The following is a 12,378-nucleotide window of genomic DNA, read 5'->3' as shown; positions in this document are numbered from 1 at the left end:
TGTCCGGTTTCACGGCGTTCATTTCAACGTTATGCGCAGCCATTCCCCGGGGTAGTCGCTGTTCTCGCCCTCGGCCTCCTCGACGAGCGCGAATACGGGCCCCTCTTTCACCGTCTCCTTGTAGTGGTGGCGGAGGTGTGCGCGGAGCTCCTCGCCCGGCGCGGGTTTGCCGCCCAGCAGCTCCCAGCCGATGCACAGCCGGGCTCCGAAGCCCAGGTCGGTGTCGCCGGCGTCGTTGACCGTGCCTTGGAGATCGACCTCGGTCCGGCCTTTGGCGACGGGCCGCCACGAGGAGTTCTCTTCGCGGTAGACCAGCCAGCGGCCCTCGGCGTTGACGAGGATCTTATACGTGTCCCAGCCTCCGCCGGCCGACCGCCGCGCCAGCAGCAGGGCCGGGGCGTCGGAGTTCTCGGGAGTGAAGGCCACGAGGTTTTCATCGAAGAGGTAGGTCGCCACGATGAAGCAGTCGTCGGTGTAGCCGAAGTCGGTGAAAACCGATGCGGCGGTCTCCTTGCCGAGGAACCAGTAGTCGTTGTTCTCCCGGTCGAACTCCCCGACGGGCGCCATTTCCACATCGCCTTTGGCGACGGTCTTGGCGCGGTTCAGCCGCCCGACCATCAGCCGCACGCCGCCGCGCGAACGCTCCCCGTCCGGATAGCGGAAAGTCCCGGTTCCGAGCACGCGGTCGTTGCCGATGTAGTCGATCGAGCCCCAGTAGCCGACGAACGGCGAGGTGGCGAAGCGGAAGTTGTCGGCCCGTTTGTCGCCGATGAAGACCCACATGCCCTGTACGTTCTTGTAGACGCCGTTCGAGAGCACGATCATCTCGCCCGTAGGCAGTTTGGTCGAATAGGGGCCGAATCCCACGAAATCCTTGTTCAGCTGTTTCTTCCGGGGGTATTCGGGGCCTCCCTCGCTGCGGATCGACTGGTCCGAACGCCAGTTCGTCGCGGCGTCGGTGCGCACGACCACCGGGGTCTGGTCCATCTTGTACTTGCCGCTCCAGACCTCCAACGGCACGGCGATCCCGTAATCGTCGTCGAGCCATACGCCCGAAGGCATGCCGTCGGCCGTGCAGCGTTCGTCGAACGTCCGGGAGATGATCTCGCCGTCGCGGTACGAACAGCTCTCCTTGCCCTGCCACGTCCGGCCGCCGTCGAACGACCGGATGAGGATCGTGCAGGGCTGCGAAACGCCGTTGAGGGTCTCGTTGCTGTCGGTGATGTACATCTGGATTTCGCCCGAGGGGAGTTGGAGCATCGCCGGTTCCCAGCAGCGGCCCGTGTAGATGTTCCGCGGTTCGGAGAAGCTGCGGCCCTTGTCGTCGCTGAACATGATTTCGACGCCGCAGTTCTCGTTGGTGTGGGCGATGTCGTTGTAGCCCTTCTTGTAGCGCCACTGGTAGGCGAGCAGGATGCGTCCGTCCTGCAATTCGACGAAGTCCGGGTTCACGAAGACCATCTGGTCGGCCCCCGCCGAGGAGCGGGCGTCGAAACGCTGGCGCACCATCTGTGCGTCGCTCCACGTGCGTCCGCCGTCCTCGCTGCGCCGCACGAAGGCGTCCCAGCCGAAGTGGTCGTTCATGAAGGTCATCAGCAGCGTTCCGTCCGAGAGCGCCTTGATGCGGGGGTAGTGGAGCTCCTGCTCGGTGTAGCCCTTGTTCTCGACCGGCACGGAGGTCATCTCCTGAAACGTGCCGCGGTCCCACGCTATGCGTACGTCGCACTCCGCCGCCGGAGGGCCGCCCGGTTCCGAACAGCCTCCCGCGCAGAGCGCCGTAAGAAAAATCGTTCTGAGTTTCGTAGTTTTCATCGGTTCCTATACAAATTTACGTTTTTTTCGTTCACTTTATTCAGTTCGTCGAGAATGTTACGCTCGTTACGTCCGATCCCGCCAGATAGAAGTAGAACGGGGCGCCGTAGCCATTCGCATCGGTATAGGGTATCTCCCGCACGGTGACCGTCTGGGCGGCCGCAGCCTGGACGCGCCCGTCGGCGCACTTGATCCGGAATTTGAGCTCGCCGCTCTTGACTTCGTTCTCGAAAGTCATGGTGTGCTCGATGACCTTGCCGCCGCGGACCAGCGAATAGGTGCACTCCATGCTGTAAGCGGGATCGTAGCAGGTGACGTTCTCCCGGTTGCATTTCCATGTCTCGCCGTCGAGGTACTCGATGTCCCAGAATACCGGGCCCTGACGGGTGTACATCGGGAAGGTGAGCGTGACGGAGGTCCCTGCCGCGAACTTCTTGACCGGCAGCGTGAATTCGAAGCAGTCGCCCGTCCAGATGCCCTTGATGCCCGGGGAGCCGATGTTGCTGGCCACGTATTCGAGTTTCTGCTTGTATTGGTCGCTCGGGTCGGATGCCTTGATCCACTTCGCATGGGCCTGGGTCTGCGACGGGCATATCCAGAGGCCGTCGGTCAGCCATTGCGGCTGCGTCGCCGCCGAGAAGACGGGAAGGTTGTTCTCGTATCCCAGCGGGAAGACCACGGGGAACGTTACGGGAATGATGCCGTCGCTGCCGGCGCTGAGGTATTGCTTCGACACCTCGCCGGCTGCCAGCACGGTGCCTGCATCCTCGGCCTTGGCGAGGATCGTCAGCGAACTCGCCCGGTCGTTCTTGTCGGTGAACGCCACTTCGAATCCGCCCTCCGGGACCGTGCAGGGAGCCACGACGAGCGGCACTTTCGTGTAGGCGCTGTTCAGCGTGAGCCCCTGGACGCCGAAATCGACGACGATCTGCTGCGACCGCGTCGCGGGGTTTTCGGTGAAGGTTCCGGTCGTCAGGTCATAGGTGCCGCTCACGGCCAGCGCCCCGCTGAAATTCTCCGCCACGGCGGGTTTCAGCGTCAGCGTCTTCACCACCGAATTGCCGTCCTCGTCCAGCAGGTCGTCGGGCAGATAGAGTTCCATCATGGCGAAAACGTTACGGAATTGCAGTTCCACGGTGGGCACCACGGTCGTCACGCTTTTCGACGCCGTGTAAAGGCCTCCGTTCGCCTTCCCCGTGTAGGGCTGTTCGGCCGGGGCCGCCGCCGCGACGGCTTTCGGGTCGGCCGCCGCACCCGAATAGGGGTAATAGGCGTAGAAGCGGTAGTTGTGGTCCGAGGCGTCGGCGATCACGGCGTCCGCTTCCGTGGTGCCGGCGAGCGCCGACGATTCGCCCTCGGCCGCCGCCGTGTACCGGGCGTTGGCGTTCTCGCTCATCGGCGTATCCTGTGCGTCGTTGCGTGTGCAGGAGGCGAAAATGCCGACCTCGGCGCCCGTTTCCCAGGTGCCGTTCGTCATGCTTCCCTTGAAGTTGACACGAAGCGTGTCGTACTCCAGTCCCCGGTTGTCGTCGTCGGAATTCTGACATCCGGCGACCAGCAGGGCAAGCACACACACGGTCGAAAAACTTGTTTTTCTCATGGCTGCTGTTTTTAGGTTTTTTTAATTTCAGGTTCGTGTTTTTGTTGATGAATGACTTTCGCGTAACAACCGTTTACGCAAAAATAGAGGATCGGGGCGGTTTCGGATAGAACAATAGTTGCAACAGGTGCAACACCCGTCCGGGAAACGGGATTCGGAATGGGGCGCAGCGTTTCGGATGCGACCTTTCTGCTGCTCATAAACCGGGCTTCTTAAGCCCGTGCGCTTCGGCAATGTTCAAATAAATTTGATATTGCCCTCGGCTTGCACTACTTTACCGGGGAAACAATTCCCGGTTTAGATAGGCTGCGCCTCGGCAAAATTCAAATAAATTTGATATTGCCCTCGGCTTGCACTATCTTTGTTCCATTGAAAAACCCGAACGACATGAAAAAAATCGTATCTATGTCTTTTACCGCTATTGCGCTTGCGTCGTGCAGCCAGTCGCCCAAAGGCGAGGCGCCGTGGATCGTCGATCGTTTCGACGACATCAAGGTCATCCGTTACGAAGTCCCCGGCTTCGACGAACTGCCCCTCGAAGAGAAGGAGCTCGTCTATTATCTGGCCGAGGCCGCCAAATGCGGACGCGACATCTTCTTCGACCAGAACTGCGCCGTCAACCTCCCCGTGCGCCGCACGCTGGAGGTGGTCTATGAGAATTACGCCGGAGACCGCACGACGCCCGAATGGAAAGCGCTGGAGAAGTATCTGAAAAAGGTGTGGTTCGCCAACGGCATCCACCACCACTATTCGAACGACAAGTTCGTGCCCGAATTCACCGAGTCGTATTTCCTCGGCGTCTGCGAGTCGATTCCCGTGGAGCGTTTCGGCGAGCTGAACGGCATGATCGGCATGGTCTGCAACGCGATCTTCAACCCCGAGATGTACAAGACGCGGCTGAACCAGCGGGCCGGCGACGACCTGCTGTGGACCTCGTCGGGCAACTACTACCGCAACGTGCGCCAGGCCGAGGCCGAGAAGTTCTACGCCGACATGGCCGCCGCCGATGCGGGCAATCCCGAGCCGGTCTCCTACGGCCTGAACTCGCAGCTGGTGAAGGAGGAGAAGACGGGCCGCATCTACGAGCGGGTCTGGAAGGTGGGCGGCATGTATTCGCCGGCCATCGAGAAGATCGTCTACTGGCTCGAAAAGGCGCAGGCCGTGGCCAAAGAGCCGCAGAAGAGCAACATCGCGGCGCTCGTCAGCTACTATAAGACGGGCGATCTGAAAGAGTTCGACCGTTACAACATCGGCTGGGTGAAAGACACCGTGTCGAACGTCGATTTCATCAACGGCTTCATCGAGGACTACGGCGATCCGCTGGGCCGCAAGGCGGCGTGGGAAGGTAACGTCAACTTCATGGACAAGGAGGCTTGCCACCGCACGGAGGTCATCTCCGAGAACGCCCAGTGGTTCGAGGACCACTCGCCCGTGGCCGAGGCTTACCGCAAGCCGGTCGTGAAGGGCGTTTCGGCCAAGGTCATCACCGTGGCGATGCTGGGCGGCGACTGCTATCCCTCGACGCCCATCGGCATCAACCTCCCCAACGCCGACTGGATTCGCAAAGAGTACGGTTCGAAGTCGGTCACCATCGACAACATCACCTATGCCTATGATATGGCCGCCCACGGCAACGGTTTCAACGAGGAGTTCGTGCTCCGCGCCGAGGACCGCGAGCGGATGGACAAATACGGCAAGCTGGCCGACGACCTCCACACCGACCTTCACGAGTGTCTGGGCCACGGTTCGGGCCAGCTGGCGCCGGGCGTCAAGGGCGGCGAGCTGAAAAGCTACGGTTCGACGCTCGAAGAGACCCGCGCCGACCTCTTCGGCCTCTACTACCTGGGCGACCCGAAGATGGTCGAACTGGGGCTGGTGCCGTCGTTCGACGTGGCCAAGGCGGGCTATGCGAAATACATTCTGAACGGCATGATGACCCAGCTGGCGCGCGTCGAGCTGGGCAAGAACGTCGAGGAGTCGCACATGCGCAACCGCAAGCTGATCTCCGAATGGTGCTACGAGCGCGGCAAGGCCGACAACGTGATCGAAATGGTAAAGGAGAACGGCAAGACCTACGTGGTGGTCAACGATTTCGAGAAGCTGCGCGGGCTCTTCGGCGAGATGCTCCGCGAGGTGCAGCGCATCAAGTCCGAGGGCGACTACGAGGCCGGGCGCGAGTTGGTCGAGCGGTACGCCGTCGTGGTCGATCCCGAGCTGCACAAGGAGGTCCGCGACCGCTACTATGCGCTCAACATCGAGCCTTACGGCGGTTTCGTAAACCCCGAATTCGAACTGGTGGAGAAGGACGGCAAGGTCGTCGATGTGAAGATCTCCTATCCGGCGAATTACGTGGAGCAGATGCTCGGCTATTCGAAGAACTATTCGTTCCTGCCGAACGTCAATTAGTTTCCGATGATTGCGGCGCACCTGCCGCACATCCCTCGAATCCCCGAATGGAACGTCCGCCGAGGACTACCCATCCGGGGATTCTTCACGATGCACGGCATCTGCTCCGCGACAATCAAAAACGGTGCAGAGAAGCTCTGCACCGCACTGATCGGAAACGACGGCGTGTTTCCGGGATCACTCTTTCGCTCCGCCGTCGATGGCGAACGCCGAAACGATCACCATCTTCTCGTCCACGTTGTTGGGGTTCGAGACGATGACGCCGTATTCGCCTGCGGGACGTTCGTCGAAGGTCAGGCGGTAGGAGCTTTCGCCGTATTTCTCGGCCGTGAACCGCAGGTAGTCCATGGTGTTGGAGCTCACCGAGAACGACCCGACGGCCGAGATCACCGCTGAACGGTTCTTCTTGCTGCTCTTCATGCGGAAGACGCGCACGATGGACATGGGATCGGCCTTGTTGTCCTTGGCGCGGACGATGAGCGCGATCGGCTGCGAGGCGTCGAACCGCACGCTGGCCGAACCGCCTTCCACGAGTACTTTCGTTTTGGATTTGCTGGCTGCGAATCCGGCGATGTAGACGCCGGCGCCCGTTCGCATCCGCACGTTGTGTTTTTCGAGCTTTTTGGACGTGCCGTCGGGGAATACGCCGACGACCTCACCCTCGAATTCGGGTTCGAGGGACTGCGCCGTTACGGCATTACCCCCCCCCCACATCACGGCCGCTGCGGCCATCAGGAATAGGATTTTTTTCATCATCGTATTGATTTGATTTTTAGCCGCGCACCGTGCGCGACGGACAAAAATAACAAAAATCGGCGGAGATTGTATACCCCCCCCGATTTTTTTGAAACGGCTCTCCGAAATGCCGCGAGGCGCACCTTTTCGGGGATGCGCCTCGCTTTCCGGTCTACTCTGCGACCTCTTCGAAATTGCTCTTGTCCACACCGCAGACGGGGCATACCCAGTCGTCGGGAATCTCTTCGAAAGGCGTTCCGGGGGCGATGCCTCCGTCGGGATCGCCGACTGCGGGATCGTAGATCCACTCGCAGACTACACAACGATACTTTTTCATCTTTTTCTGTTTTTATTTAAGGTGAATGGTGGTGTTCCTGCAAATTAGCTGCCGCTTTCCTCTTCGTCCTCCTCTTCGTCGGGGCGGTTGCCGCCCGGCGGGGTGAGTTCGGCCACGAGGCGGTCGGCGTCGGCGCACGAGACGTAGAGCCGGTCTTCGTAGATGTCCGTTATCTCGACGAAGTTGCGCCACTCCGAGGCGTAGAGCCGCACGCGGTCGAACCGGCGCAGGTCGATGAAGTGGCCGTAGTAGCCGAAGAATCCGCATCCGCCGAAGATCGGCACGAACCATTGCATCCGCCGGGCGTCCACGCGGCGCACCGAGGCGATTTCGTCGCGGCGGATCTCGGTGATGTCGAGCAGGCAGCGGATTTCGACCGTCTCGTCCGAGACGACGATCCGGCGGGGGATCGACAGCGACATCAGGGCGATCAGCGCCACGATGAACGACGTGAACCACGCCGAGAGATAACCCCCTTCGTACAGGTGGTAGAGCAGTCCGCCCAGGAGGATGAAAACCACCAGGTAGACCAGCGTCCAGTAGATCGTGCGACGGTCGAAACGGTATTTATAGATGCTCTGCATCGGTCGTTGCTCGTTCTTCCCCGGCCTCCTCGCGGGCTGCGATCAGAGCCTCGGCGACGGTGAAATCCTCCGGGGTGGTGAGTTTCAGATTTCCGCGCTCGCCCTCGGCCAGGCACACCCGGTATCCGGCGGCTTCGACCACCGAGGCGTCGTCGGTGAATTCCGCGCGGTACTCCGTCTCGTAGGCGCGGCGCAGCACCTCGGCGCGGAAGAACTGCGGGGTCTGCACGATGCGCAGCCGGCGCCGATCGACGATCCGCGAGGGTACGACGCCCTCCGCGTCGGGTTCTCCCTCCGTTTCGCGGAACGAATCCACGGCCTCCACGACCGGGACGGCGGCTCCGTGGAGCGCTGCGGCCGCGGCCACGCGGCGGATCATCCCGGCCGTTCCCAGCGGCCGCACGCCGTCCTGCACGGCGATCAGTTCGGGGCCGGTCGTCAGCGCCGCGAGCCCGTTCTTCACCGAGTCGAAACGCTCGGCGCCGCCTGCGGCGACCGTGTGCGCCGCCACGTCGAAACGGGCCGCGAGGTTTTTCCAGAATTCGATGTGCTGCTCCGGCAGTACGGCGACGATCTCCGCCCCGGGCATCGCCGCGGCGAAGTTGTTGATCGTGCGCGCCAGTACGGGCATTCCGGCGAGGAATGCGAACTGCTTGGGACGCACGCCGCCTGCGCGGCGCCCGCTGCCTCCGGCTACGATGATGATTCCCGTGCTCTCCATAGGCTTTACTGTCGGGGTTGTGCGGCCGCTGCGGGCAGGACGAGCGAATCCAGCTGCGTGATCTGCTCCTCGGGCTTCACGTCGCCGCTAAGTTCGGCCGTGATGCGGTCGCGGACGTATTCGAACAGCGGGCGGTTCTCCTTGGAGATCGGCTCCGCGGGCTCCTGCGGGATTTTCAGCGGGTCGATCGGCGTGCCGTTCTTCCAGACGCGGTAGTCGAGGTGGGGGCCTGTCGATGCGCCCGTCGATCCGACGTAGCCGATCAGCTGGCCCTGCGACACGCGCGACCCTTTCGTGATGCCCTTGGCATAGCCGCTCAGGTGCAGATAACCCGTCTGCAAGCCGCCCGGATGCTTGATCTTGAGCGTGTTGCCGCCACCGCCGCCCCAGCCTTTGAAGATCACCGTGCCGTCGGCCACGGCGTGTACGGGCGTGCCTTTCGGCGCGGCGTAATCGACGCCCGTGTGCGGGCGGTAGACCTTATAGATGGGGTGTTTGCGCGCGTAGGTGAATTTCGAACTGATGCGCGAGTATTTCAGCGGGGCTTTGAGCATCTGCTTGCGGAGGCTCGCGCCGTCCGCCTCCCAATATTGGATCTTGCCGTTCTGGCGGAACGGAATGGCGTAGTACTCCTTGCCGCCCTGGGAGAATTTCGCGCCCCAGACGCGCCCGATGCCGACCGACACCGAGTCGTCGATGAAGCGTTCGTCGTAGATCACCGTGAAGCTGTCGCCCTTCTGGATGCCGAAGAAATCGACCGTCCACTGGTAGATGTCCTCCAGTTCGGCGGCCAGCGCGTAGGGCAGGTCCTGTTCCATGATGGCGCCCCAGAGCGAGGAGTTGATGACGGCGCTTTTCTTCGTGCGGCGCAGCGTGTACTCCTTGCAGTCGCGGCGCACAGACACCGAGTCGTTGTCGTGGAACCCGAAGACCACGTAATCCGTCGCCGAAAGTTCGTAGGCCAGGTAGTCGAGGTGCGGGGCGTAGAGCGAGTCCTCGTGGATGAAGGCGGTGTATTTGTGTCCCGCGCGGATGTTGCGCAGCGGGAAGATCTCCTTCGAAGCCTTGTCCAGCCGATCGACCGTGTAGGCCGGGATGCCGAATCCGTTGAGTATTTTGCCCATCGTCTCTCCGGACCCCACTTCGCCCGTCTCGGTGCGGTAGTTGTCGGCGTCGATGCCGTAAAGCAGGTTGCGGGGCTCCTCCGCCCCTTCCGTTCCGGCCGCCGGACCCTGCGTCCGGTTGCAGGCGCCTGCGGTCATGAGCAGCAGGGCGCATATCGTGAGTCTGAAATTTTTCATAGATGCCGTAAAGATAGTAAAAAAACGCGTCGCCCGCTGCATTTAGTATGCTATTTGCGGCGATCGGCCGAGATTTGCGGATTTGCGTTTGGCAATCCCGGGAAAAATCGTTACCTTTGAAAGTTATCTGTACAAACCGGTTGGAAAGATGTTGAAAATTCTGCTCGCGCCTGCGGCTGTCCTCTATAAAGCGGGGGTGACGTTCCGTCACCGCCTCTTCGACTGGGGCATCCTTAAAAGCGAGAAGTTCGACATCCCGATCATCTGCATCGGCAACATCACCGTCGGCGGCACGGGCAAGACCCCGATGGCCGAAATGGTGATCGCTTACATGTCGCAGATGCACAACGTGGCGCTGCTCTCGCGCGGCTACGGGCGGCGTACGAAGGGCTACCGCGAGGTGCGCTGCGATTCGCACTACCGCGACGTGGGCGACGAACCGCTGCAAATCAAGCTCAAATTCCCCGACACGGTGGTCGCCGTCTGCGAGAAACGTTCCGACGGCATCCGCCGCATCTGCGCCGAACACCCCGAAGTCGATCTGATCGTGATGGACGACGGTTTCCAGCACCGCTACGTGGAGCCGAAGATCAATGTCGTGATGATCGACGCCACGCGCCCCATCCAGCATGACCGGATGTTGCCGCTGGGCACGCTGCGCGACCTGCCCGAAGAGCTGCACCGCGCCCATTATTTCGTGGTCACGAAGTGCCCCGAGCGGATGGCGCCCATCGACCGGCGCATTCTGCGCAAGGTGCTGATCCAGGTGGCCTACCAGCGGGTCTATTTCACCCGTTTCGAGAGTTTCATGCCCCAGCCGCTCTTCGTGGGCGAGGCTCCGGACGAACCGCTGGCCCAGGGGCGTCCGGTGATCGCCCTTTCGGGCATCGGCAACCCCAAACCCTTCCTGCAAACCCTCCGCGAACGCTATGCCGTCGTGGCTGAGATGACGCTCGAAGACCACCACGTCTACAAGGTCCGCGACATGAACGCCCTGAAAGCGCTGCTGGCGAAGCATCCCGGCGCGGTGATTGTAACGACGGAGAAAGATGCGGTGAAGATGACCAACCGGAAGAAGATTCCCGAGGCGGTCCGCCGCAACCTGTATTATCTACCGATAAATATTTCATTCATAGAGGATTCGGCAACGGATTTTCTGCAAAAACTGGAAGAAGATGTTAGAGGAAATTAAGAAGACGGCCGCTTTCATTCAGGCCGAGACCCGGAATTTCGCGCCCGAAGTCGGCATCGTGCTCGGCACCGGGCTGGGCGATTTCGCCGACCGGATCGACACGCAGTTCGCCATCGAATACAAGCAGATACCCGGGTTCCCCGTCTCGACGGTCGAGGGCCACAAGGGCCGGATGATCTTCGGAACGGTCGAGGGCCGCAGGGTCGTGGCCATGCAGGGCCGCTTCCACTACTACGAGGGCTATACGATGCAGCAGGTGACCTTCCCCGTGCGTGTGATGCAGCAGCTGGGCATCCGATACCTCTTCGTGTCGAACGCCTCGGGGGGCATCAACACCTCGTTCCGCGTGGGCGATCTGATGGTCATCACCGACCATATCAACCTGATGCCCAATCCGCTGATCGGCCCCAACATCGCCGAGCTGGGGCCCCGTTTTCCGGACATGCACAACTGCTACGACAAGTCGCTGATCGCCGCGGCCACGAAGATCGCCGAGGAGGAGAATATCAAACTCCAGTACGGCGTCTATGTCGGCGGCACGGGCCCGACGTTCGAGACGCAGGCCGAGTACCGCTATTTCAAGGCCATCGGCGGCGATGCCGCGGGCATGTCAACCGTTCCCGAGGTGATCGTGGCGCGCCACATGTCGATCCCGGTCTTCGGCGTCTCGGTCATCACCAACTGCGGCCTTTCGGACGAAGTGGGCGACCACGAGGACGTGCAGCGTCAGGGCAAAAAGGCCGGGGTGCGCATGGAGGTTCTTTTCCGCAAAATGATTAAAAATCTTCAATAAATGGTAAATAAAGTCATACTGATCGGCAATGTGGGCATAGACCCCGAAGTGCGCACGCTCGAAGGCGGCGCGAAGGTCGCCCGCATCCGCCTGGCGACGACCGAACGGCTGTTCGACCGTCAGGCCAACGAAACGAAGGAACACACCGAATGGCATACGATCACGCTGTGGCGGGGTCTGGCCGACGTTGTGGACCGCTTTGTCCGCAAGGGTTCGCAGATCTATATCGAAGGGCGCCTGCGCACCCGCGAGTGGATGGACAAGGACAACAACAAACGCTATACGACGGAGATTCTGGCCGATACGATGAACCTGCTGGGCCGTCGCAGCGACAATCCGGCTTCGGACGGCGCTCCGGCCCCGGCCTACGGTGCGCAGCAGAGCGGTTACCAGCAGGGCGGGGGCTATCAGCAAAGCGGAGGTTATCAGCAGGGGGGCTATCAGCAGCCTGCTGCGGCTCCCCAGCCTCAGGCTGCGGCTCCTTCGTCCCCCTCCGTTCCAGCGGACGATCCGGACGACCTGCCGTTCTGATTCGTAAGCGGCTGTTTCCGCACATCCCGATAGTACGCGGGTGCTGCCCGTCCGTTTTCCGAGAGAGGCAGGCGGGTGCAAATGTTAAATTTTCAGCGAATTAATATTTGCATAGGGTTTCTTTTTCGAGAAATTCCGAATTAATAAGGTGATTTCAGACGAGGTTACGGTTTCCGGATCGTTACCTCGTCTGTTTTCTATGTCTTACATCAAAAAGGACAAACACAAAGTTCACCCGGTTATCCCTGTCATGGGCCGATCGTACCATCCGAAAGACAAACAGAGAAAAGACGTGCACGGAGCGTCTTTCCTCTGTTAAACAGTCCAATGAATTCAGGAAATGAAATTCAAATTACAGATCATATC

The 12,378-nt window shown here is 61.0% G+C and carries 11 protein-coding genes; 4 read left to right on the top strand and 7 right to left on the bottom strand.

What is annotated here, in order from left to right; translation table 11 throughout:
• Positions 1 to 18: 18 nt before the first annotated feature.
• Together WMO46_RS05860 and WMO46_RS05855 are read right to left on the bottom strand one after the other, a co-directional pair.
• Positions 19 to 1,812 (bottom strand): sialidase family protein, encoded by a 1,794-nt coding sequence (locus WMO46_RS05860; protein WP_349093995.1) that lies wholly within the window; start codon positions 1,810 to 1,812, stop codon positions 19 to 21.
• A gap of 40 nt (positions 1,813 to 1,852) precedes the next feature.
• The gene (locus tag WMO46_RS05855) at positions 1,853 to 3,412 is read right to left on the bottom strand and encodes a fimbrillin family protein (RefSeq protein ID WP_349093994.1); all 1,560 of its coding nucleotides are present in this window, start codon (positions 3,410 to 3,412) and stop codon (positions 1,853 to 1,855) included.
• 387 nt (positions 3,413 to 3,799) lie between these two features.
• Between WMO46_RS05855 and WMO46_RS05850 the strand changes: the two genes are divergently transcribed.
• On the top strand, positions 3,800 to 5,818 hold the full coding sequence (locus tag WMO46_RS05850) for a dipeptidyl-peptidase 3 family protein (RefSeq protein ID WP_410518165.1): 2,019 nt from the start codon (positions 3,800 to 3,802) through the stop codon (positions 5,816 to 5,818).
• 177 nt (positions 5,819 to 5,995) lie between these two features.
• On the opposite strand, the gene WMO46_RS05845 is transcribed toward WMO46_RS05850, so the two are convergent.
• The 5 genes from WMO46_RS05845 to WMO46_RS05825 all read right to left on the bottom strand — a co-directional run bounded on the left by WMO46_RS05845 (position 5,996) and on the right by WMO46_RS05825 (position 9,496).
• On the bottom strand, positions 5,996 to 6,571 hold the full coding sequence (locus tag WMO46_RS05845; protein WP_227901047.1) for a hypothetical protein: 576 nt from the start codon (positions 6,569 to 6,571) through the stop codon (positions 5,996 to 5,998).
• Between the two features lie 154 nt (positions 6,572 to 6,725).
• Positions 6,726 to 6,890 (bottom strand): rubredoxin, encoded by a 165-nt coding sequence (rd, locus tag WMO46_RS05840; protein ID WP_019149717.1) that lies wholly within the window; start codon positions 6,888 to 6,890, stop codon positions 6,726 to 6,728.
• Positions 6,891 to 6,934: 44 nt separating this feature from the next.
• Positions 6,935 to 7,474 carry a PH domain-containing protein gene (locus tag WMO46_RS05835; protein WP_129650504.1) on the bottom strand — a complete coding sequence of 180 codons (540 nt, stop codon included), beginning with the start codon at positions 7,472 to 7,474 and terminating at the stop codon, positions 6,935 to 6,937.
• On the bottom strand, positions 7,458 to 8,195 hold the full coding sequence (ispD, locus tag WMO46_RS05830; protein ID WP_349093993.1) for a 2-C-methyl-D-erythritol 4-phosphate cytidylyltransferase: 738 nt from the start codon (positions 8,193 to 8,195) through the stop codon (positions 7,458 to 7,460). Before ispD ends, WMO46_RS05835 begins: the two co-directional genes overlap by 17 nt.
• 5 nt (positions 8,196 to 8,200) lie before the next feature.
• Positions 8,201 to 9,496 (bottom strand): M23 family metallopeptidase, encoded by a 1,296-nt coding sequence (locus WMO46_RS05825; RefSeq protein WP_129650502.1) that lies wholly within the window; start codon positions 9,494 to 9,496, stop codon positions 8,201 to 8,203.
• A 148-nt stretch (positions 9,497 to 9,644) separates the two neighbouring features.
• Here WMO46_RS05825 and lpxK point away from each other — a divergent pair, with 148 nt between their 5' ends.
• The 3 genes from lpxK to WMO46_RS05810 are packed head-to-tail and all read left to right on the top strand — an operon-like array spanning position 9,645 to position 12,012.
• Positions 9,645 to 10,688, top strand: a complete 1,044-nt coding sequence (lpxK, locus tag WMO46_RS05820; protein ID WP_019149721.1) for a tetraacyldisaccharide 4'-kinase — start codon at positions 9,645 to 9,647, stop codon at positions 10,686 to 10,688.
• The gene (locus tag WMO46_RS05815) at positions 10,672 to 11,481 is read left to right on the top strand and encodes a purine-nucleoside phosphorylase (protein ID WP_019149722.1); all 810 of its coding nucleotides are present in this window, start codon (positions 10,672 to 10,674) and stop codon (positions 11,479 to 11,481) included. The genes lpxK and WMO46_RS05815 overlap by 17 nt, the downstream gene beginning before the upstream one ends.
• Positions 11,482 to 12,012 carry a single-stranded DNA-binding protein gene (locus tag WMO46_RS05810; protein ID WP_129650500.1) on the top strand — a complete coding sequence of 177 codons (531 nt, stop codon included), beginning with the start codon at positions 11,482 to 11,484 and terminating at the stop codon, positions 12,010 to 12,012.
• The last annotated feature ends 366 nt before the right edge of the window (positions 12,013 to 12,378 follow it).

It is taken from the genome of Alistipes intestinihominis, from assembly GCF_040095975.1.
Classification (GTDB): Bacteria; Bacteroidota; Bacteroidia; order Bacteroidales; family Rikenellaceae; genus Alistipes; species Alistipes senegalensis.
This window is presented reverse-complemented; position numbering and strand designations above follow the sequence as displayed.

What these genes read in the sequence shown, in the direction of transcription:
- WMO46_RS05860 (WP_349093995.1), bottom strand. Translation starts at nt 1,812, where the DNA reads ATGAAAACTACGAAACTCAGAACGATTTTTCTTACGGCGCTCTGCGCG.
- WMO46_RS05855 (WP_349093994.1), bottom strand. Translation starts at nt 3,412, where the DNA reads ATGAGAAAAACAAGTTTTTCGACCGTGTGTGTGCTTGCCCTGCTGGTC.
- WMO46_RS05850 (WP_410518165.1), top strand. Translation starts at nt 3,800, where the DNA reads ATGAAAAAAATCGTATCTATGTCTTTTACCGCTATTGCGCTTGCGTCG.
- WMO46_RS05845 (WP_227901047.1), bottom strand. Translation starts at nt 6,571, where the DNA reads ATGAAAAAAATCCTATTCCTGATGGCCGCAGCGGCCGTGATGTGGGGG.
- rd (WP_019149717.1), bottom strand. Translation starts at nt 6,890, where the DNA reads ATGAAAAAGTATCGTTGTGTAGTCTGCGAGTGGATCTACGATCCCGCA.
- WMO46_RS05835 (WP_129650504.1), bottom strand. Translation starts at nt 7,474, where the DNA reads ATGCAGAGCATCTATAAATACCGTTTCGACCGTCGCACGATCTACTGG.
- ispD (WP_349093993.1), bottom strand. Translation starts at nt 8,195, where the DNA reads ATGGAGAGCACGGGAATCATCATCGTAGCCGGAGGCAGCGGGCGCCGC.
- WMO46_RS05825 (WP_129650502.1), bottom strand. Translation starts at nt 9,496, where the DNA reads ATGAAAAATTTCAGACTCACGATATGCGCCCTGCTGCTCATGACCGCA.
- lpxK (WP_019149721.1), top strand. Translation starts at nt 9,645, where the DNA reads ATGTTGAAAATTCTGCTCGCGCCTGCGGCTGTCCTCTATAAAGCGGGG.
- WMO46_RS05815 (WP_019149722.1), top strand. Translation starts at nt 10,672, where the DNA reads ATGTTAGAGGAAATTAAGAAGACGGCCGCTTTCATTCAGGCCGAGACC.
- WMO46_RS05810 (WP_129650500.1), top strand. Translation starts at nt 11,482, where the DNA reads ATGGTAAATAAAGTCATACTGATCGGCAATGTGGGCATAGACCCCGAA.